This window comes from Nostoc sp. NMS9 (genome assembly GCF_017114995.1).
Taxonomy (GTDB): domain Bacteria; phylum Cyanobacteriota; class Cyanobacteriia; order Cyanobacteriales; family Nostocaceae; genus Nostoc.
Genome location: NZ_JABXKL010000039.1, coordinates 81813 through 103424, shown reverse-complemented (window position 1 = coordinate 103424; position 21612 = coordinate 81813). Strand labels below are relative to the sequence as shown.

The 21612-nt window shown below is 41.1% G+C and carries 21 protein-coding genes; 14 read left to right on the top strand and 7 right to left on the bottom strand.

What is annotated here, in order from left to right; translation table 11 throughout:
• Positions 1-384: 384 nt before the first annotated feature.
• A complete protein-coding gene (locus HWQ40_RS13170; protein ID WP_292778371.1) occupies positions 385-597 on the bottom strand; it encodes a hypothetical protein in 213 nt (70 codons plus the stop codon).
• Between the two features lie 661 nt (positions 598-1258).
• On the opposite strand from HWQ40_RS13170, the gene HWQ40_RS13165 reads away from it, so the two are divergent.
• Positions 1259-1459, top strand: coding sequence for a hypothetical protein (locus HWQ40_RS13165; protein WP_251956150.1), 201 nt, complete (start codon positions 1259-1261; stop codon positions 1457-1459).
• Between the two features lie 6 nt (positions 1460-1465).
• The gene (locus HWQ40_RS13160; RefSeq protein WP_292778370.1) at positions 1466-1852 is read left to right on the top strand and encodes a hypothetical protein; all 387 of its coding nucleotides are present in this window, start codon (positions 1466-1468) and stop codon (positions 1850-1852) included.
• A 428-nt stretch (positions 1853-2280) separates the two neighbouring features.
• Here the strand turns inward: HWQ40_RS13160 and HWQ40_RS13155 are convergent, their stop codons facing one another.
• The gene (locus HWQ40_RS13155) at positions 2281-2949 is read right to left on the bottom strand and encodes a TetR/AcrR family transcriptional regulator (protein ID WP_292778368.1); all 669 of its coding nucleotides are present in this window, start codon (positions 2947-2949) and stop codon (positions 2281-2283) included.
• 330 nt (positions 2950-3279) lie between these two features.
• Between HWQ40_RS13155 and HWQ40_RS13150 the strand changes: the two genes are divergently transcribed.
• Entirely contained in the window at positions 3280-4233 is a 954-nt protein-coding gene (locus HWQ40_RS13150; protein ID WP_292778652.1) for a Rieske 2Fe-2S domain-containing protein, read from the top strand.
• 227 nt (positions 4234-4460) lie between these two features.
• Positions 4461-5036 carry a Uma2 family endonuclease gene (locus HWQ40_RS13145; RefSeq protein ID WP_292778366.1) on the top strand — a complete coding sequence of 192 codons (576 nt, stop codon included), beginning with the start codon at positions 4461-4463 and terminating at the stop codon, positions 5034-5036.
• Between the two features lie 117 nt (positions 5037-5153).
• Here the strand turns inward: HWQ40_RS13145 and HWQ40_RS13140 are convergent, their stop codons facing one another.
• From HWQ40_RS13140 to HWQ40_RS13130, 3 genes are all read right to left on the bottom strand, one after another.
• The gene (locus HWQ40_RS13140) at positions 5154-6389 is read right to left on the bottom strand and encodes a DUF445 domain-containing protein (protein WP_292778364.1); all 1236 of its coding nucleotides are present in this window, start codon (positions 6387-6389) and stop codon (positions 5154-5156) included.
• A gap of 145 nt (positions 6390-6534) precedes the next feature.
• Positions 6535-7239, bottom strand: coding sequence for a bifunctional demethylmenaquinone methyltransferase/2-methoxy-6-polyprenyl-1,4-benzoquinol methylase UbiE (gene ubiE / locus HWQ40_RS13135; protein ID WP_292778362.1), 705 nt, complete (start codon positions 7237-7239; stop codon positions 6535-6537).
• A gap of 82 nt (positions 7240-7321) precedes the next feature.
• Complete coding sequence (locus tag HWQ40_RS13130; protein ID WP_292778360.1) at positions 7322-8266, bottom strand: response regulator; 945 nt, start codon at positions 8264-8266, stop codon at positions 7322-7324.
• Between the two features lie 306 nt (positions 8267-8572).
• Between HWQ40_RS13130 and HWQ40_RS13125 the strand changes: the two genes are divergently transcribed.
• Together HWQ40_RS13125 and aqpZ are read left to right on the top strand one after the other, a co-directional pair.
• Positions 8573-9661 (top strand): RuBisCO accumulation factor 1, encoded by a 1089-nt coding sequence (locus HWQ40_RS13125; protein ID WP_292778358.1) that lies wholly within the window; start codon positions 8573-8575, stop codon positions 9659-9661.
• A gap of 474 nt (positions 9662-10135) precedes the next feature.
• Positions 10136-10909, top strand: a complete 774-nt coding sequence (aqpZ, locus tag HWQ40_RS13120) for an aquaporin Z (protein ID WP_292778356.1) — start codon at positions 10136-10138, stop codon at positions 10907-10909.
• Between the two features lie 347 nt (positions 10910-11256).
• Here aqpZ and HWQ40_RS13115 read toward each other — a convergent pair whose 3' ends face one another.
• The gene (locus tag HWQ40_RS13115; RefSeq protein WP_292778354.1) at positions 11257-12423 is read right to left on the bottom strand and encodes an FAD-dependent monooxygenase; all 1167 of its coding nucleotides are present in this window, start codon (positions 12421-12423) and stop codon (positions 11257-11259) included.
• 116 nt (positions 12424-12539) lie between these two features.
• Here HWQ40_RS13115 and HWQ40_RS13110 point away from each other — a divergent pair, with 116 nt between their 5' ends.
• Entirely contained in the window at positions 12540-15047 is a 2508-nt protein-coding gene (locus HWQ40_RS13110; protein ID WP_292778353.1) for an ATP-dependent helicase, read from the top strand.
• A 373-nt stretch (positions 15048-15420) separates the two neighbouring features.
• Positions 15421-16143 (top strand): hypothetical protein, encoded by a 723-nt coding sequence (locus tag HWQ40_RS13105; protein WP_292778351.1) that lies wholly within the window; start codon positions 15421-15423, stop codon positions 16141-16143.
• A 4-nt stretch (positions 16144-16147) separates the two neighbouring features.
• On the opposite strand, the gene HWQ40_RS13100 is transcribed toward HWQ40_RS13105, so the two are convergent.
• On the bottom strand, positions 16148-16312 hold the full coding sequence (locus HWQ40_RS13100; protein WP_292778650.1) for a GrpB family protein: 165 nt from the start codon (positions 16310-16312) through the stop codon (positions 16148-16150).
• Positions 16313-16377: 65 nt separating this feature from the next.
• On the opposite strand from HWQ40_RS13100, the gene rpmI reads away from it, so the two are divergent.
• From rpmI to HWQ40_RS13070, 6 genes are all read left to right on the top strand, one after another.
• Positions 16378-16575: a 50S ribosomal protein L35 gene (gene rpmI, locus HWQ40_RS13095; RefSeq protein WP_292778350.1), complete on the top strand. Its 198-nt coding sequence runs from the start codon at positions 16378-16380 to the stop codon at positions 16573-16575.
• 19 nt (positions 16576-16594) lie between these two features.
• Complete coding sequence (rplT, locus tag HWQ40_RS13090) at positions 16595-16951, top strand: 50S ribosomal protein L20 (RefSeq protein WP_179065135.1); 357 nt, start codon at positions 16595-16597, stop codon at positions 16949-16951.
• A 12-nt stretch (positions 16952-16963) separates the two neighbouring features.
• Complete coding sequence (locus tag HWQ40_RS13085) at positions 16964-17779, top strand: transporter substrate-binding domain-containing protein (protein WP_292778349.1); 816 nt, start codon at positions 16964-16966, stop codon at positions 17777-17779.
• A gap of 104 nt (positions 17780-17883) precedes the next feature.
• Entirely contained in the window at positions 17884-18408 is a 525-nt protein-coding gene (locus HWQ40_RS13080) for a tetratricopeptide repeat protein (RefSeq protein WP_292778348.1), read from the top strand.
• A 499-nt stretch (positions 18409-18907) separates the two neighbouring features.
• Positions 18908-20890, top strand: coding sequence for a primary-amine oxidase (locus HWQ40_RS13075; protein ID WP_292778347.1), 1983 nt, complete (start codon positions 18908-18910; stop codon positions 20888-20890).
• A 119-nt stretch (positions 20891-21009) separates the two neighbouring features.
• A complete protein-coding gene (locus HWQ40_RS13070) occupies positions 21010-21579 on the top strand; it encodes a peptidylprolyl isomerase (RefSeq protein ID WP_292778346.1) in 570 nt (189 codons plus the stop codon).
• Positions 21580-21612: the final 33 nt, after the last annotated feature.

The following is a 21612-nucleotide window of genomic DNA, read 5'->3' as shown; positions in this document are numbered from 1 at the left end:
CAATGCCTTGAGTGGGATAAAAGGTGAATAAGGTGCAAGGAAAAAGACTTGATATCACAAAAAATCAATCACTTTTTCGGAAGAAAGAGATTTAGGGGTAGTTTGTAACTCCCCTTCTGCCTCCTGTCTCCTGCCTCTTAGCCCTCACGAAAAGACTTTTTCCGCAAACCCTAATTAGCCTTAAAAAGCCCCTCCATAATTATATAGAGGGGCTTTTTCACTACTTTCGATTGAAAAGCATAAATAATAATTAATTAAAATTGTACTTAATGCTATTGATACAATATTTAACTTAATTGTCACTATTCTCCTGAATTAGATCTACAAAAACTATTTAAAATATCAATGTCAGGATATTTTCATAATTATCAAATTATACAAATATTATCCAGTCAATATTTCAATTAGCTGTCTTTCCAATTTATCAGTTGTTGCCTGTGCAACTCGAAGGCGCTCAATTGCTAGTGCAAGTACTTCATCAGATGAAATATTCAATTTCTTTGCAATAGACTCAATTACATTATAAGTTTCTTCATCTAACATCACATAAGGGCCATTTGATTCATTATTGATATTATATAATACATAAATAGTCATAATAACCCCCCTTTATATGTGCTATAGAGATACCCTTAAAAGGGACTAAAAACGTCCTATTTTCATTCTAACGAGTTATACAGATATTTGGCGGCTAATTAAAAATTATTTCTAAATATAGTTTTGTTTTTTACTACGATGGAAGAAAAAAGGCTTGAATTTTTATATAAGTTGATCGCTGAGGTCTGAGACTTAGTATAATTTTCCTTTAATTTCTCTTTAAAATTACGTAAAAATTATTTTCATTCTAGATAAGAAAAACCTTATACAGTAAGCTTTACAATTTGTTGTGAAAACTTCAAACTGTGTCAAGAAACAAGTGTATAAAATATTTCTTAAGTATATAAAGATTTAGTTAAGATTTATCAAAAAGAATATAAGCATTTTGTGAACGGCTTGAAAGTAATCTCTTTAGGGGTTATTATAGGGATAATAAAGAGGTACACTATTGTACCAAGTATATATACTACTGTGCAACTTTGGGTGACACTTTTATATCTTCTCTAATCTCATAGTCATAATTTAGCTTTTTACTGCTTATGGCACTCATGCTTTAGATGACGAGAGCTAATTTAACTACCGCATGGGCAGTGAAAAACTGCTCTGTTATGGTGTGTCTACCTATATCCTTGCATGGCTTTGTAAGAAGGAGATTGTAACTATGTCAGCACGTAAATTTCGAGTTAATTTGAGTGAGAAAGATTCCGAGTATCTGAAAGAAATAGCCCAAAAAATGAACACATCGGAGTCTGAAGTTATCCGAAAAGGGTTAAAGCTTATTGCACTTTATGCTGAAGATGAAGAAAACTCACTCATACTCAAAAATGAAAAGAGTGGCGATCAAACATTAGTAATTTTGTAATTATTAATGGAAAACACTCCTAAAACAAGTGATTCCTTAAATAATCTGATTCCCCAGTTTGGCGAAAAAACAACCAATATTAGTCCTGCTGATAAACGCCAAAATTTCAATACTTATTTGGCAGGTATTTTAGCATTAATGTTGTGGGGTACTTTGATAGGAGTAATATTTTGGCACGCTTTAGCAATAAATTACATATCAAAGAGTCTCTGGGGAACAAGTTCTTCAATTGAGGAGGTTCAAAAGAAATCTGAAACATCATCAGGTTTAATCAATGATACCGCTAAAACTTTATACTCGTTAATAGGGCCATTAGCTACAGCAGTTACTGGTTTCTATTATAATTCTGTAGCTTTATCTAAGAGCAGTTCTAGAGAAGAGGACAATGATTAAGTTATCTCTTCTAATGGATATGCCTTAACTAGTTACAACCAAAGAACAAATCAGGATTTTTACCTTTTAGCTTACTTTGTTCGCACAAAACACTAGCCATTTTTGTGCGAAAGTGTTACACAATATTACTTAAGAAAAACGTTTGTGGTAACTTATTTACTATTTTGATACCACAAGCGTTTCTTAATTTTTGCTTTTTACCTGTTAAGAATTTTCCCGTCCAGATTTCCGATAATTTCAAAGCTTCTTTAATCGTGGCTGACTCCACACCCCCATTTTTAGATGCGATCGCTTAATAGTCCCTGGAGTGACTTAATTTGACTAACTACCTGAATTTTTGCCAAATGCTGCTGTTCACGTTGCTCTTTTTTGACATAACTTCTAACTCCTAACTCTTGTACAGACGCGATTAATCGCGTCTCTACTCCTCACTCCTCACTTTTAACTTTGGTTGCTTGCACACCAGCCAAAATAAAATTAACTGCTGCTTGAGTATGCTGCTCAATCATTTCTGGACTTAGTAATTGCAAATCTGGTCTAGTATGCTTAATATTTTCGTAAGCGTTGAAGTATAAATTACAAACCCCAATAATATGCAGAGTGGTGAAAAATGGATCGATCTGACGGAAACAACCCTCTGTCATCCCCCGCTCTAAGATCTTGATCAGATAGCTAAAATTTTCTTGCCAATTCCCCTCTTTGAAATACTTTCCCTGATTTTGGTTTGCTTCTTGGAACCAAAGCATCCCTCTATGTGGGTGAGCACCTTCATAAGCGATCGCTTCTTTGATTAGCAGTTTCAAAGCTTCCTCTGGTCGTAACTGATCCAGATTTAGCTGCCCCAACCATTCGTGCATTTCCACCACCGGACGTTGTAGAACCGCTTGATACAGTCCTTCCTTGCTCTGAAAGTAGTAGTAAATCATCGCTGTGGTGACACCTGCACCTCTAGCGATCGCCTCTGTCCGCGCCCCTTGAAGTCCATTTCTGGCAAACTCTGCTTCCGCTGCATCGAGAATCTGCTTTTTCGTCGCTTCTGCATCGCGTACCTGACGCGGTTTTTTAGATGAGAATTTTGACTGCGTTGAACGACCCACATTGCTCCATCATCATAACGAAAATATATTAACTAAAAACTTGGTTAGTAGTTGACATAGAAGATGAAATTTATTAAATTAATAACTAACTAAAAAATTAGTTAGCTTTCTAACTTGTCTATGCAGTAGCCGAAGTTAGCCGCTAAAATGCCCGATAGTATTAGTTCGTCCATTGCAGACAAGACTTTAGTTATCCCAATTTACATTAAAAAGAGTGATGTAGAACAGGCGACACCAGCTTATCTACAACTTTTAAGTTTCAAGATTGCATTACCTTTTGCTAACGCATCTAGCGACTTTTCAAAAAATTATCAAGATTTTGGAGGAAAAATGGAACCAATTTTACCTGGTGCGCCTTGGTTAATCGCGCACAAATCTATCTTGGGAGTGAATAAACCCAATAAAATCACATTAAATGGATTGGATTATGTTATTTGGCAAAACCAAAAAGGTGAAGTGTTTGCCCTTGATAACATCTGTCCGCACATGCAAGCACCCTTATCAGACGGCTGGGTTTGTCAAGAAAGAGATACTATTACTTGCCTTTTTCATGCACTAGAATTTGATGGACAAGGCAGACTACAGCAAGGAGATAAAAAAGACACTCAGCCAATTAGCAAACCATTAGAGCTAATTATTAGCAATGATTGTATCTGGACTTATGCTGGATTTGAGCCAAGATTGCCCATCCCAGATTTGCATGAGAAAATTGTCGATGAATACGAGTTTATCGGAGTAACTGGGGACAAAAGTATTCAGGGTGATTTGTTGACTAATCTGATGGTTAACTATGACTATAACCACCAAAATGGTACTCATAAAGAACTATTTAAAATTACATCTTGTCATGTCACTCATTTTGAAGAAAAAGGATACTCTGCCACAGTTAAACAGGAACTGATGAGAGCCAACAACACGTTAGGAGAAATTCTCAAAAATCCTATTTTGGGAATCTTCCCTAAAACGTTGACTAACACACTCGAATACGCTTTTCCTTCAACTACAGCTTTTTTTGCTAAAACGCCTATTGGTGATATTGCTCAAATTCATATTCTCTACCCAGAAACAGAAAAAATTACTAAAACGTTTATTTTGATGTATGCCAAAGTCGTCAATCCTTTGATGAAGTTTCTGTTTAAAAACTCAGTTTTACAAGCAGCAGCTACAGTTATTGAACAGGATACAGATGCTGTCGAAAGTTTGTATCCTCGACAAAAACCAAAAATTAGGTTGCCAAATGAAGAGATTATGTTCTACGCAGAAAAACTCTACCACAATTGGTAATTTGGATTTGCAAAGCCTAACTGTGCTTTACAATTAAATTGTAGCTAATTACTGCTGGAGGTACTCAAAAGTGCTAGTACAATGTCTAAGCTAGTAATGAAAAGTTTGTAGTAAGGACTTTAGTGCTTAGAAAATTAAGGACTAAAGTCCTTACTACGAAGTTGCTTACCTATTAATTTAAACTTGACACACTACTACGCTACAGTTAGCAAGCTTGAGAGGCAACTATGACTGCCCTGATTCTGAACCTCAGCCCTACTATTGAACTAACAGATGAGCAGTTCTTCCAACTGTGTCAGAATAATCGAGATTTGCGACTTGAGCGCACGGCAGAGGGAGAATTAATTATCATGCCACCAACTGGATGGGAAAGCGGAAATCGTAATTCAAAACTAACAGCCCGGTTAGAGTTTTGGGCTGAGGTTGATGGCACAGGTTTGACTTTTGATTCTTCAACGGGTTTTAAACTCCCCAATGGTGCAAATCGCTCTCCAGATGCATCTTGGGTCAGCCGAGAGCGATTAGAAGCCCTGAATCCAGACCCCGACAAATTTCTACCCATCGCTCCAGATTTTGCGGTAGAATTACGCTCTGCTTCAGACAGCTTAAAGACTGTTCAACAAAAAATGCAGGAGTACATTGACAACGGTGTGCGTTTAGGATGGCTGATTGATCCGCAAAACCAACAGGTGGAAATTTACCGTCCAGGACAGGATGTCGAGGTTTTACAATCGCCTACTAGCTTATCAGGAGAGGATGTATTACCTGGATTTGTGCTGAATTTAGCACAGATTTTGAGTTAAGCGATCGCTTTTTACTCACATCTCTTCTCAAAAGGCGATCGCTCAATTCCCCTCATTTCATAGTTTGACGACATTGCAAGTATAATTTGATCAAATTTTACAGGTAAAAACAAAAAATTAATATTGACTTAATATTAAAAATACTGTCTGGAATAACCCGATAACAAAACCTAAAACACCACCTAAAGTCACAATCGCCTGCAATTCATTTTTGACAATTCCCTCAATTGCAGCTTCTAAATCAGCCGCTGAAGTTGATTTTACCCGGTCAACTATTACTTCATCTATCGATAAAATTGGAATTACCTGCGCCACAATTGCTTCTAAATCTTTTTCCAAATACTTCTCTAAAATTAGAGCTAACTCTTGACTCATCACCTCTAAAGAAGTACTGACAACTGGTGAAGTACTAAGACGATTCAGCAGCACTACAGCAATATTTTCCCAATCAACAGAATCAGTTAATCCTTGTAAAAAATCACTACCACTATTTTGCAGATAATGGCGGACACTTTCGCGGGTGGTTTTTCGGAGTTGGCGAACCGTAGCCATTGGCAAGTTTTGTAATGATAAATTTTGCAGTAATTTTCGAATGCGATCGCGCATCTGCAAATCTTGAGTCAATTCCTGCAAGCGGGTATTAGCAGCCTCCTTTTCATCCAAACAAAAAGTTCGTAGCCGTGTAAGAGTATTACGTAAACCAAACAAATTTGCTACTACCCAATAAGTCCCACTGGTCTTTTCGCGGAAGCCTTCATCGATAATTTGAATGGTGCGATCGGTCAAAAAATCAACTATTGTTTGGCGTAAAACATCCGGCGGTAAAACTACTTGCAACAACCAATCAGCAAGCCGCGTAGCTTGTTCTTCACTCAGTTGAAATTCCAGCAATATCTGGTCAAAAATTTGATTGATCTGCGCTTCTAAAAAATCTTCACGCCGCGCTAAAACCTTAAGCAATCGTGGTAAGGATTCTCCTAGTAAATCCCGCAAAATTCCTGCTACAATTTTGGCACTTTTCTCATTTTTATCTGCTTTTATTTGTTCAATTGCCAACCGCAACAACCAGAGAATTGCTGATTGCACGCGTTCTGTTTGCAACAAACGCCGTGCCAGATTTTGCAATTCTTGTGGTGTCAACAGTGACCCCATGATTGTATTAGAAATGTTCTTAGCCAGACGTTCTTGATTGCGGGGGATCAATCCAGGGGTGAAGGGTACTCTTCGTCCAGCGATATAAATTGCTCGGTAAGGACGGAACAACATTTTGATGGCTATATCATTTGTGAAATAGCCAATAATTCCACCCAGTACCGGGGGAGACACATAAAGCCAAAGATGAGACCAGTCCAAGGGAAGAATTAAAAAAGTTAGGAGGTTAGAGCTTAGAGTTAGGAGTTAAGAGTAGAGACGCGATTAATCGCGTCTGTACAAGAGTTAGGAGTTAGGAATGATAAATTTTAAATGAGAATTTATCACTACTCATAATTCATAACTTTTAACTAATAACTCCTAACTTACTAAGCACTAGCACTCCCATCATACCGTTCGCAATGGGGTAGTGTGTGGCAACTGCAAAACCAACTTCATGAGCTAACTCTATTTGCTCTTTACCGATGGGAAAGCGATCTAAGCTGGGACTGATGTAAGCATATTCTTCTTTTAAGCCTAAATAATTGGCAACTGGTACCACGAAACCGTCCAGATACCACTGTTGAAAGGCACGTAGCTGAGGATTACTCGGTCGATGAAAGTCTAAAATTGCGGCTTTAGCTCCCGGCTTCAAAACACGGTATAACTCTTGGAGACTGCGGGGAATATCTTTAACATTTCTTAAACCATAGCCCATTGTTGCGGCATCAAATTGGTTGTCGTCAAAGGGTAAATTGAGGACATCAGCTTCTACCCAGCTGATAGCAGGTTGGGGGTACTGCCAATGCGAGCGTTCTTTAGCCTTTTCTAGCAGGTTTTGGGAAAAATCCACTCCATACACCTGTCCTGTAGCTCCGATACGCCGTGCCAAACGTAAAGCTAAATCACCACTACCGCAACACAAATCTAATGCAGTATCTCCTGGTTTAGCTGCACTCCATTTTACTGCCATTTCCTTCCAGATTCGATGCTGTCCCAGACTCAACCAATCGTTCAACTGGTCATAAACTGGAGCAATACGGTTAAAAATGGACTGAATTTCGTTAGTCATTGGTCAATAAGTCATTGGTCATTAGTCATTCGTCATTTGCCAAGGATAAAGGACAAATGACTAATGACAACTACACAATACCCTAATGAGAGTGACTACTAGTCAGAGCGATCGCCACCAGTTGTGCTGATAAATTAATTAGCACCAATTCATCTTCTCGCAAAGTGCAAGGTTGTTTCCACTGTAGCGACAATACACCCAAAAGTTGATTGCGGTAGCTAATTGGGATCACTAAGTGTGCTTGTACATTCGTATTTTTGTAGTGAATCGCATCAACTAATTTAGTATCTTTAAGTACATTTAAGGAAACTTGCATTTGTCCCGTGGCGATCGCTTCCCTGGTTAGTGGGTCTTGAGATAGCCAATTTTCTATTGTACCTGTATCGCTGTAAGTTCCTTGAGTTGCAACCAGAGTATTTCCATCTGTAAGTTGTAAAATACAGCCTTCTGCCCCAAAAGTTTCACTCACAGCCCTAGCAATGGGAGCGAGAGTTTCTTCTAAACTAGAAGCGGCTTGAGTTACCTGTACCAAAACACTCAGCAGCGCCATTTGAGCATGAGCACGGCGTAATTCTTCTGTACGTTGCTTAAGCAAGTCGTAGGTTTCTGCTGCTCTTTGCACTACTGCCTTCAGTTCCCCTGGGTCCCAAGGCTTGGTGATATATTTGTAGACTTGTCCGGCATTAATTGCTTCTACCAAGTCTTCAATATCAGTAAATCCAGTGAGAATAATTCTCACTGTATCGGGAAACTGAGGTACAGTTTTGCTGAGAAACTCAGTCCCTTTCATTTCTGGCATCCGTTGATCGGAGATAATCACTGCTACCTCCCCTTCTGCTGCCAAAACTTGTAGAGCGTTCACCCCACTATCAGCTTTCAGAACATTAAAGTCGCGTCGAAATGTGCGATAAAGTAAATCGAGATTATCTGGCTCATCGTCAACTACCAGGATTTTCAGCTTTTTTGGTCGTTCCAGAGTCATAACTTGAGATTGAACTTTATCAATTTCGAGATTGGGTTTATCCATAAGATTTTCCTTTAAATATTCACTCTCTTGTTATATTCCATACCAAGTTTAGTTGAGAATAGCCGAAGACCGCCAAGGGTTTATACGGAGTTGTTTTGCATATTTGAGAACCCTAATAGTGAATGCTACAGAGGAAATTTGTCTGACCAAATATCTGAATTAAAAAATGCTGTATAAAAACCAACTAAATTAGCGAAACTATGGCAGTTTTGATCGTGGATGAGGTGTAGGTCTGGGTATAGATTAGAATAAGACTTGCTCATGAGGTATTAATTAACCTCTCAAGTTGAAGCTCGCACTCCGATTATGACTGATTTACCACCCAACACTCAGAATCCCGAAGATAATGCTACCAACGATGTAGCACAAGAGTTACTGCGAAGGCTGAGGCAAAAACAAGGCAACTGGGTGGAATGGGGAGCCGCGATCGCCTCGTTGCTAAAAGCCGGTTACAACCCCCAAGAAATTTTTGAGGCGACTGGATTTGAGCCGATTCAACAAAATCAGGTGGTTGTTGGTTCTCAAGTTTACAATTCTTTGGAAAAGTTTGGAGTATCGGCAGAAACGCGATCGCACTATACTACACGTGGCAGCGATGTTTTATACGAGCTACGTTTACTTACTCAAGAAGAACGCGCCACCGCCGCCGAACTAATCTTCATCCACAACGTTGATGTTGATGAGGCACGGGATATAGCAAAAGCAATTAAAGAGTTCTCCTATTTCCGCACTTTACCAGAAGGCTTTTCTGCTCATCCTGGGGATGCTGTTGCTCACCAAGTTTGGAAACTGGCACGCCAAAATGCAGATTTACAACAGCGATCGCGCCTAATCGCCAAAGGTTTGCGTTTTGCTCACACGCCAGGTGCAAGGCAAAAAATCGAACAGTTACTGACTGATTTTACTACCGTTCCCCAGCGTCCAGCGCCGATTTTACCGTTTTACCGCCTGGAATTTGAAGAACAGTTACCCCGAATCTTGCCTGTCGTAGGCGAGTTGCCATTATCACGACAAGACTTGCAAGCTGTGCCGATATTGACAGAAATTGAACCATTTCGTCTGGTTAAGTTTTCTGGAGAGCAAGCTTGGGTACCCTTACCAGGTTGGCAAGTGTTATTGGCGGCAGAAGATCCAGTAGTGATTTTAGCAAATAGCGATCGCTTCCCCATCCAAACCCAAAGCCAAACAGGGCCAGTCGTAGTAGTAATAGATCGTGCCCAACGAGAATGGGATGCCTCCAGCTATTTTGTTGTTGAAAATGGTGGTGAATTAGATTTTCAATGGTTTGAAACTGAGCCAGAAATCCCTCTACTAGGAGAAATTATTATCATTGTGCGTCCTAAGAAAATTCTGGATGAAGAATTAACTAAGGATTCATGGCAGATTGACGAATAAATTCAATTTTAGACGAGCTAACTGCGTAACACTCCCACACCTTCTGGTTTGGGAGTGTTGAAGATTAAACTAACTCAAGCAAAAACCTCAGCTCGGTTGAGTTAATGAAAATCGTAGGTTGGTTTGAAGAACTAAGCCCAACACTTTTGGTGATTTGTTGGGTTTGCCTTGATACCATTACTAGATAAGCAAGCTACGCAGTTTAAGGTTTTTGAAGCTAAGACCAACCGGATTGCAACAAATTTATTATGAGAGCAAAATTATTAAGAAATTAAGTATTTTTTCTGTTATTTTAGCTTTTACTGTATTTTCATATTTTATCACCACAATTAACTATTGAGAAAAAATTCCTATTTTTTTCGATTTAGTTTCATAACGCAACAAAGGCAATAGATTTTCTGTTGACAGCAATGACTTAAACATTGTGTAACGTAACTATCACTAATTTGTAGCGGAACAAGGAATTTCCCAAAAATGTCTCTCACAAAACGTTGTTTGGCAGAATTTATCGGCACATTTTGGCTTGTTTTAGGTGGCTGTGGTAGTGCTGTTCTAGCCGCAGCCTACACAGCAGATGCTGCAAAAATCAGCGAAAATACTTCTTTTCCATTGGGTATTGGATTAGTAGGTGTATCTTTGGCATTCGGGCTTACTGTCCTCACAGGGGCTTATGCTCTTGGTCATATTTCTGGTGGTCATTTCAATCCAGCTGTTTCCTTTGGACTGTGGGCAGGTAAACGCTTTCCGGGATCTGACTTACTACCTTATATCGTCTCTCAAGTAATCGGTGCAGTTGTTGCTGCGGGCATTATCTACCTGATTGCTAGCGGCAAAACTGGATTTACCCTGACTGGCTCCAACCCATTAGCTACCAACGGTTACGGTACTCATTCTCCAGGTGGGTACACGCTGTTTGCTTGCTTGATTACTGAAGTTGTGATGACTTTCATGTTTCTACTGATTATTCTGGGTGTGACTGATAGCCATGCTCCTAAAGGATTTGCACCACTGGCAATTGGTTTTGGACTGACTTTAATTCACCTAATTAGCATTCCTGTAACCAATACCTCGGTTAATCCTGCCCGTAGTACTGGAGTTGCTCTATTTGCAGGTGTAGAACTCTTTTCACAAGTCTGGCTGTTCTGGATAGCTCCGATTTTGGGGGCTATTTTAGCAGGATGGTTGTATGTAGCTGTCTTTAGTAAATCAACTGTGGACGAACGGCAAAACATCGAAGAGCTAGTCTAAAAGTCATTTTCAACTGTACGAGTTGACCCGTATTTCTGGTTTTACAGCAGCTGATCAAAACCACAGCCTGCAGTAGGCATCGCTTGAGATTTCATTTTTAGACTTCTTAACAATCCCCTAACTGAACAAATAACGCTTGGCTAATTTGTTCAGTCAGGGGATTAAAAGAATGTTTAATTGCTCGCCCAGAAATTGCTTCTTAATGCCAGGATATTCTATGTGCTTTCCCACTTACAAAAACACTAATTAGTTTTGTGTGTCGCATGAACCGGAAGAATGATCTTAGTCAGGCGCGATCGCTAGCCAATTACTCTTGCTCACAACCAACTTTAAGAACCAACATAAAATCAGTATTTATCGAGTTTCAAGCTAACTCTGTAAGCATGAATAGCTCTATAGTCATTGTCAAACTGTTGTGACAACAACTTCATTAATGTATTTCTTACTGCTACAACAACAGGATTCTCTAATTGAGCAACTTTTCCTATTAGTAAAGATTGTTCAACAATCTTTTTGGTGCGAACCAGTCGCAACGATTCGTATTGGCACAAAGCTTCTGCGGGGTCTGAATGTTCTAGCAAACACTGGGTAACGACCAGCGCATCTTCAATTGCCATGCACGCCCCTTGTCCCATCGTTGGTAGAGTTGGGTGTGCGGCATCACCAAGTAACGTGATGTTTGAAAAGCTCCATTTGGGAATCGGTACACAGTCATAGAGATCAGTCTTCAGAATACTGGTTTCATCAGTTGCAGCAATGAGTTCAGGAATGGGGGTAGGCCAATCTTGAAAAATTTCCTGAAGTTCTTGCTTGCGACCTACAGGTGCGTCGGATTGCCCTTCTGCGGCTTTAGATGCTACATACCAATACATTCGCCCTTTACCAATCGTCACAAATCCGAAGGCTTTGCCGGAACCCAGAAATTCACAGATGTATCCACGTTTATAAGTGTTAGGTATGTAATTCGTCAGCCCTCGGTACGATGTCATCCCACGATAAATCGGTTTTACTTGACCAAATAGTTGCGATCGCACCTTTGACCTCAGTCCATCGGCTCCAATCAACGCATCACCCACCTCTTCTAAACCGCCAGTAAAATAGGCATGAACTTTGTTTTCAACTAACTCGAAACGCTCAAATGTCTGACCTAAAACAAAATGCTCACTCGACAGTTTCCGCCAGAGCAGCGCCTGCAAATCAGCACGATGGATGGCTACAGCTGGCACTTCAAAATGATTGATGCAGAGGTTCATTAATTCTTTGCCCATCTGGGAGAAGAACTGATAATTTGTAATTGGATCGCTCTGGCGTAACACATCGTCCAACACGCCTAACTCTTTTAGGACATGGGTCGCGTTCGCCCAAAGCGCGACTCCTGCCCCAACTTCGCGTAATGTTGCCGTGCGCTCGTAAACAACGGGTTCAAATCCAGCCTGGTAAAGAGCAAGCGCGGTTGCAGTACCACCGATGCCACCGCCAACCAAAATAATTTTCTTTGTTGTTAGTATCTTCATATAGCTATTAGCTAATTGGTTTGCAATTAAATATTTATCACCACAGATAAACAGCAATAATTTTTCATATCTGCGGTTTTAGATTAAATCCTAAATTTAAAATATAAAATTTTATAATGTCAGACACTAATTTTACTGCTGCTTTACCTCCAGAATCACTCCACCCAGAATTGTCTGGGCTTCTTCCTGTGTCATCCCTACGGGCAGAAGCCATAGCACGCATCCGCAACAGTTTACGTCCTGGACAGCAACAAATGGCTGATTGGCAATCTGGCCCTTTGGCTATTTCAGCCGTTCCTGGTGCAGGCAAATCTACTGGGATGGCGGCAGCAGCAGCGATCGCGATCGCCCGTCAATATGAGCGTTCATCTTCCCGCCGTCAGTTGGTAGTCGTTACTTTTACTCGCTCCGCTGCTGCCAATATTAAAGCGAAGATTCGCAAATTTTTACGAGATGATTTATCTCTACCTCAAACGGGCTTTTTTGTCTATACTCTACACGGTCTAGCGTTGAACATTGCCAACCGCCATTCTGATTTGTCGGGTTTGCAATTAGAAAATGTCATATTAATTACGCCAACCCAAAGTCACCGTTTTATCAGAACTGCTGTAGAACAATGGATTGTAAATAATCCAAATGTATATTTACGGTTGCTAGAAGGTCATCAATTTGACGGAGAAGAGACAGAAAGGTTGCGTCGTCAATCGGTGCTGCGAACAGAAGTATTGCCGGAATTAGCTAATACAGTAATTCATGAAGCAAAAAGTTCTGGGATATCGCCAGAATTGTTGCGGGAGTGGAGTAAACAAACCACAGACGAATATGCAATTTTGAGCGTAGCAGCGGGATTATACGAGCAATATCAAAACTTAATGCGATCGCGTGATTTTATAGATTACGACGATATGATTTTAGCCGCACTGCGCGTTTTAGAAAATGACAGTGCCCGTTATATCGAGCAAAACCAAATATTTGCCGTCTTTGAAGACGAAGCCCAAGATTCTAGCCCTCTTCAGACGCAGCTATTAGAAATTTTGGCAAGTAATCGGGAATATCAGCGAGAGAATTCTTCACTCCTAACTCTCAACTCCCCACTCTCAACTCCCAACTCCCCACTCCCAACTCCCAACTCAGCACGGGCTGAACGCCCCGCTACCGCTAACAGCACTCAGCACTCAGCACTCAATTTAGTCCGAGTTGGCGACCCCAACCAAGCAATTAACTCTACCTTTACTCCAGCCGATCCGATTTATTTCCGGCAATTTTGCGAAGAGTGCGATCGCATCGAACGATTAGCAACGATGGATCGAGCTGGTCGCAGTACTAGAATTATCATTGAAGCCGCTAACTTTGCCCTCAAATGGATCAATAATCAGTGGTTAGCAACAACCAAAACTAACAACAAACAACAGATTCCTGACAACCGACAAGTACCATTTCGCTTGCAGACAATTCGCCCTGTAGAAGTTGGCGATCCGCAAGCTAACGCTAACCCCGCACCCGTAGGACGAGGATTAGAACTTTATACACCGCGTGACATTCATCACACCGTTGAATTGTTATCTCAAAGAGTAATTGAGTTATTTGGCGAAGACCCAACAAAAAATAGTGCAGCGATTTTAGTCCGAGAAAATCGTCAAGGACGATGGTTAGCAGAGGCTCTGACACCTATGTGCAAAGAGCATAAAATTACACTTTACGATGTGGGAGAACGCGATCGCCGTTCCCATGTTCCCCAAGAAATTTTGGCATTATTGCAATTTTGCGATCGCCCCCACTCTCCCGATTACCTCAAAGCCGCCCTAGAAGCATTAGTACAGCGCCAATTAATTCCTACCCAAGACCTCAATGCCCTTGCTAGTCTGCCAGAAGAGTTTTTGTATCCTGGCCCCCTAGCAGAACCACAGCCAGAAACAGAACAAAAAGCTGCTCGCTTGTGTCGCAATTTACTTCGCGCTCGCTTAGAACTGCCACTATACCAGCTAATTTCTTTTCTCGCCTTGACTTTAAATTACGACCAAGCAGAATTGGCAACTGCTGATAAACTCGCAGAACGGGTAAACCAGCAGATAGCTGGCAATAGTTCGATGGGGGGAATGCTGTCAGCTTTAAGTGAAATCGTTAGTTCCGAACGGTTTGAACCAGTGGAAACCGAGGATTCGGAAGAACGTTATACCCGTCGCGGTCAACTGACGATTATCACTATGCACAAAGCTAAAGGGCTAGATTGGGACTATGTGTTTCTTCCCTTTCTTCACGAAAACTTGATTCCTGGCAGATTTTGGGTTCCTCCGCAAAGCCAATTTTTAGGCGACTTTACCTTATCAGAAGTAGCCCGCGCCCAAATCCGTGCGACTCTTCACGAAGAATCTATCATACCGGATGTTAGTCAGGCATGGGAGGTGGCAAAAAATTTGAAAACATCTGAAGAGTATCGTTTACTCTATGTTGCTATGACACGAGCAAAGCTTCTATTGTGGATGTCTGCGGCGCAGAAAGCCCCCTTTACTTGGAGTAAACCGGATAATTTACAAGAACAAGCGCCTTGCCCAGTGTTTCCAGCATTAAAACGCCAATTTCCTGAATGTGTGGTGAATTTAGCAGCAATGAGCAAACAAGTATAAGGGATGGGACATTGGGCATTGGGGACAAGAAGCGGGAGCATCCCAATTTTGCAAGAACATGTTTGTCATTGCGAACGAAGCGACAGCGTAGTGAAGCAATCCCATATCTTGCGATTGCTTCTCTACGAGACGCTTCGCGAACGCTCCACTACGTTGCGCTCGCAATGACAATTTATAACTTGGGTTTGATATAACTTACACATTTGGGATGCTCCCCAAGAAGCAGAGGAGAAAAACTTGCTGCAACTCTCTCCTCTGCTCCCCTGCTCCCCTGCTCCTTATAAGGAAACTGAATTGAGACTGCAACGTCAAACAAATTATGATTGTAATTGCGATATTATCCGTTCAATTTTTAACAATCAATACATAATATATGAAATCAATCATCCAAGCATCTGCCGTAATTAAAAGCACCTTCCAGTCACCCAGAGGAATTTTCTTGACGCTGGTGTTGACAAGCTTGCTATCCTATGGATTTGGACTCATTGAAAACAATTCTGCTGGGGCTATTCCTTACCCAGACGGCACTCAATTATCCAAATCGCAAGCAAACGAGTTGCCGAAAGCGATCGCTAATAAAATTTTACGAGATGCCTCCAAGCATTCTGGCCTACGTAAACGGGAATTAGAGATTACCCAAGTCACATCGAAAACCTTTGGTAATCCCTGTGAGTTCAAATTTGGAGAAGTTTGTACTAGAGAATACAACCCCATTGAAGGCTGGGAAGTAGTTGTCAAAGTCCGTCAAGATTCGTGGACTTACCATGTAGATAAATCTGGAAAGCAAATCCTTTTAGATCCGAAAGTGATTACTTTACAAACATTGCCGAAAGCGATCGCAGATGCAATTTTGAGCGATGCTTCAAGCCGTTCTGGGGTAGGAATTGCTGATTTAAAAATTACTCGAACTACAGCAAAAACCTTTGGAAATCTCTGCCAATTCAACTTTGGCGAAGTCTGCACCCAGCAGTACGACCCCGTGGAAGGTTGGGAAGTGATTGTCAAGGTTAAAGAACAATCTTGGATTTACCATGTGAATAAATCCACTTCGCAAATAATTTTAGATCCCAAAGCCAACGCCACTGAAAAAAGTTAAATAATCAATGGCTTTGGTTTTTTCCTATATCCTCATTCCGTGCTTTGACCATCAAAGCACGGATATAGTCATTTTTACCATTCGTATAAGCTTCGCGATCGCTCCGAAAACTTGCCGCCAAGTCGCGTTTTAGAAATTCGTAGCGATGGCGGTTGGCTAAATCCTTTATTTAATTGCAGTTATAGCAATTTTAATAGTATATAATAATGGATCGTGTCGAATCAAAGCTAGACCATGCCTAAACTAAAGACTCGTAAAGCCGCGGCAAAACGATTCCGTGCCACCGGTAGCGGCAAAATTGTCCGCCGTAAAGCCTTCAAAAGCCACCTTTTAGAACATAAAAGTTCTAACAAAAAGCGTGGGATGCGCCAGACTACGCTTGTACACGAACGCGATGAACTTAACGTGCGTTTGATGCTCCCATATTTGTAAGTATTTTAGGAAATAAGTTATGACTCGGGTAAAACGCGGTAATGTAGCTCGCAAACGCCGCAATAAAATTCTCAAACTAGCTAAAGGTTTTCGCGGTTCCCATTCAACTCTGTTTAGAACTGCCAACCAACAAGTGATGAAGGCACTACGGAGTGCCTACCGCGATCGCAAAAAGAAAAAGCGCGATTTTCGTCGCCTCTGGATCACCCGCATCAACGCTGCTTCCAGGCAACACGGCTTGAGTTACAGCCAGTTGATCGGTAACTTGAAAAAAGCTGATATCCAACTAAATCGCAAAATGTTGGCGCAATTGGCAGTCCTCGATCCAGCTAGTTTCGGCAAAGTTGCTGAATTGGCAATTCAAGCTAAAGGATAAAGGTGGTAGAGGATGTATAACAGATGTAACAGACGGCAAGCAATTACTCGGTTACATCTGGTATTATCCGCCACTATCTTTTGGATTTTTTGCTTTTCTCTAATCGGGACGGGATTAACTGCATCTGCTGCCGAAATGTCAGAAATTCAGCAGCGGGGCTATTTAAATGTTGCCGTGAAAGATAACTTGCGTCCCTTGGGATTTAAAGATGACAATGGGAATTTGCAAGGCTTAGAAATTGACTTGGCCAAGCATTTGGCAGTTGACTTGGTTGGTAAAGCCGAAGCTGTAAAATTTCAACCTGTAGCGAATCGCGATCGCCTGTCTGTAGTCTTAGACAAGAAAGTTGATTTTGCGATCGCTAGAGTCACAGCAACCGAGTCACGCGCCCGCATAGTTAGTTTAAGTGTTCCCTACTATTTGGATGGCACTGTATTAGTTACAAAAGATGCTTCTGTGCAGCAGTTGAGTGATTTGTCAAAACAAAAAATTGCCGTGCTCAACAATTCCAGTACCGTTGCTAAAGTGCGGTACTATCTGCCAAACGCCGAGTTAGTAGGAGTGGATTCCTATCAAGAAGCGCGAGAGAGAATAGAAAATAATGCCGCCGTAGCCTTTGCCGCAGATGCTAGTGTTCTAAGCGGTTGGGTGCAACAATATCCTCAATATCGGTTACTGCCAACTAAGTTATCAACTGAACCCTTGTCTGTAGTAATGCCCAAGGGATTGCAGTACGATGAGTTAAGACGAAATGTGAATCAAGCGATCGCTCGTTATTTAGAAAAAGGTTGGCTCCAGCAACGCTCTCAATATTGGGGTTTACCGTAAGTTAATTAGGAGTTAGGAGTTAGGAGTGAAGAATTGTCTCCCTCATCCCCAATAGGCTGATAATAGATTACAAAAGCGACTTTATAATATTTGTATTTGCAGTAATGGATAACAGTCTAGCCGTTGTTTATCTCTCAATTTTGGTGGTTCTACTCACAATTGCAGCCGTGGGTGTTTTTCGCCAGATTTTCAAAACTCGTAAGGTTGAAGGCTCTTTTGCAAGATTGCGAAAGAAGTTAGAGAAAGAAAAGGGTACGACTCAAGAATATTATGAGTTAGCCAGTATTTATTCAGAAAAAAAAATGTATTCTCCAGCGATCGCGCTATTTCAAAAAGCTCTGAAAGCTGCCGAAGAAGAGGAAGAAGCAAATATCGCCCCCATCTACAACGGGCTGGGCTATGTTTATTTCACCCAAGAGCAATATGACTTAGCAATTCGTCAGTACAAAGAAGCTCTTAAGTCTAAACCAGACTACGTTACAGGATTAAATAATCTCGGTCACGCCTACGAGAAGAAAAAATTAACTACTCAGGCGTTACAAGCTTACGAAGAAGCACTCAAATTAGCTCCAAATAACTCTATTGCTAAACGTCGTGCTGAATCTTTACGCCGTTTTGTTTCGGCGTAAGATAAGCATAATACCCGGAACCCCACCCCGCCAAAGCTGTGCTTGAGCTAACCTCCCGCAAGCCTACCCTGTATACACAAGTCTGAAATAGCTCAGAAATCACGGTTTTACCCCACCCTAACCCTCCCCTTATAAAGGGGAGGGAACTAGATTTCTTGTTCCCCCCCTTTATAAGGCTACAGTGTACACACATCTTGGTAATGAAGTCCAAACCCTGGATTTACCCCCCTTAATCCCCTCGATGCATTGGGGGAAATATCCAGTTCTCCCCCTTACCAAGGGGGAGTTAGAGGGGGTCAGAAGGACTTGTGTGTACACCGTAGCCTTTGTAAGGGGGGATTAAGGGGGGTAATTCGACTTGTGTGTAATACTGTAGCCCCGCAAGCGGGGAGAGGGGTTATTTTATTATAATTAATTTCGCTTTAGCCTCTTAATTTATCGGTTTTCAATCTTAGGTTTGGAAATAGATAACTATAAGTCTTTTGTAAAAATGTAAAAGATGATTAAGCGGCTAAAGCGTTTTTTATGGCTAGCTATTGCCATCATTGTTGTCATTTCTTTCTCACTCGGATTCATGGAAATATTGACGGCTCAACAGCCTTCGATTTCCCATCCTCTCACTTTGCTAACTGAGGTAGAAATTAGCACAGCTGTTTCGATTATCAAAAGAGAGAAAACTTTGAGCGAAATGGCAGCTTTTCCACTTATTGCTTTACAAGAACCAGATAAAGAAGAAGTTATAAATTTTACACCTGGTAAAGTCTTTAGGCGAAAAGTTTTTTTGGTAATCTATGAACGTTCAGAAAACAAAACCTTTGAAGGAATTGTTGATCTGAGAAGCAAAACCTTAAGTTCTTGGAAAGAAATACCGTCTGTTCAACCTGCGATCGTTAATTCAGAATATGAACTAGCAACTCAGGTAGTTAAAGCCGATCCCCGATGGCAAAAAGCGATGCAAAAGCGGGGAATTACCGATTTCGATCGAGTAAAAATCAGTTGGTGGGCACCAGGAATTCTGAGCGAACAGGAAGAAGCAATAGGTAATCGTCTTTGTCGCGGCTTATCTTACTACAAAGGCAAAGGCTGGAACTATTACGGTAGTCCGATTGAAGGAGTCTTAGCAACAGTCAATTTGAACACAGGTAAAATTGCTAGTTTTGTTGATAGAGGAAACATACCTTTCTCTAAAGAAAACTGGGATTATGATATCAAATCCTTGGGGAAATTACTGTCACCACTTAAAGCATTGAAAGTTCTCCAACCTAATGGTAGTAGTTTCCAGATAAAAGACAATGAGATTAGCTGGCAAGGTTGGAATTTTCGCTATTCAATGCATCCTCGGAATGGATTAATGCTGTACCAAGTGACGCACAATGACAGGGAAAATATTCGACCAGTTTTATACCGCGCTAGCCTCTCAGAAATGGTAGTACCTTATGGCAATTCTGAGCCTACTTGGTCGTTCAGAAATGCCTTTGATGTTGGAGAATATAACTTAGGTCTACTAGCAAATACGATGGAATTAGGTAAAGAAATTCCCGAAAATGGCTTGTTGCTAAATGCTGTATTTGCTAATGAGCAGGGAGAACCTTATCAAATACCAGGAGTTATCGGTATCTACGAGCGCGATAACGGAATGCTGTGGAAACACTATGAATATAATACTCAACGTAATGATGTCCGTCGCAGTCGAGAATTAGTGATGAAGATGATGGTGGCCATTGACAACTATGATTACAGCATCAATTGGATCTTTCACCAGGATGGGACTTTGGAAGTCCAAAATGAATTAACGGGTATCGTAATGGCGCAGGGAACGGCTGCCCAAAAGCAATCTGATGATGATTCATCTGGTCGGCTAATTGCTAAGAATATCTTTGGAGTAAATCATCAGCACTTTTTCAACTATCGCCTAGATTTTGATGTTGATGGTCAGGCGAATTCTGTGATGGAAATGAATGTGAAAGCTTTGCCGATGGATGAGAAAAATCCTTTAGGAAATGCGATCGCAGTTACACAAACCCCACTAACCAAAGAAACGGCTGCTGTGCGCGATTTGAATATGAAAAGCAGTCGGGAATGGATGATTGTCAGTGCAGACAAAAAGAATGTTTTAGGGGCTGCACCTGGATATATGCTGATGCCTGAAGGAAATTCTATATTTTTCCCTGTAGAAGGCTCAAAAATCCGTCAACGGGCAGAATTTGCGACTCATCATCTCTGGGTAACAAAATATAAACCTACTGAACTTTATGCTGGCGGCGATTATCCTAACCAGACTAAACCCGGACAGGGTTTACCAAAATATATTGCAGACGATGAGTCTTTGCTGGGTGAAGATATTGTACTGTGGTACACAATGGGCGTAACTCATATTCCGCGATCGGAAGATTGGCCTGTGATGCCTGTTCACCGAGTTGGCTTTAAGTTAGTCCCTAGAGGATTCTTTAGCCGTAATCCAGCGATAAATTTGCCAGAGTAAAATATTCGTTTTCTCAAGTTTCCTTGGTTCAGTTTTTTCGTAATCTGTAAACCTGTAACTTGAATGCTGATAAGCTTATCGTAGGTCAAAAACTGGCAATTTTCAAAATAGGATACCTCATGAATTTTCCAGAAATTAATATTCCCGGTAATGGAACACTGCACGCTCGTTTAATTACTTCCTTGGGTGAAATTGTAGTTCGTTTGGAGGAAGAACGAACTCCTAACACCGTCAAAAACTTTGTCGGTCTAGCAACTGGAACAATCGACTGGAAAGACCCTAAAACTGGTCAATCTGGTAAGGGAACTCCAGCTTACGATGGGGTTCGCTTTCACCGCGTTATCCCTGATTTTATGATTCAGTGTGGCGATCCTCTGAGTCGTTATTTGGATACGGCCAGCCGATGGGGTACTGGTGGCCCAGGATATCAATTTGAGGATGAGTTTCATCCTGAATTGAGGCACACTGGTGCAGGTATCCTGTCGATGGCTAATGCTGGACGCGGTACTAATGGTTCGCAATGGTTCATTACAGAAGCACCAACACCTCACCTTGACAACAAACACAGTGTTTTTGGTGAAGTTGTCCAAGGTATCGATATAGTTAGGAAGATTGCTAATGTGCCTACGACTAGAGATCGTCCGAATCAAGAAGTGGTGTTACAAAAAGTAGAAATTTTTCGACAGTAATTAACACCTCGGTTTGTAGTAAGCACTTTAGTG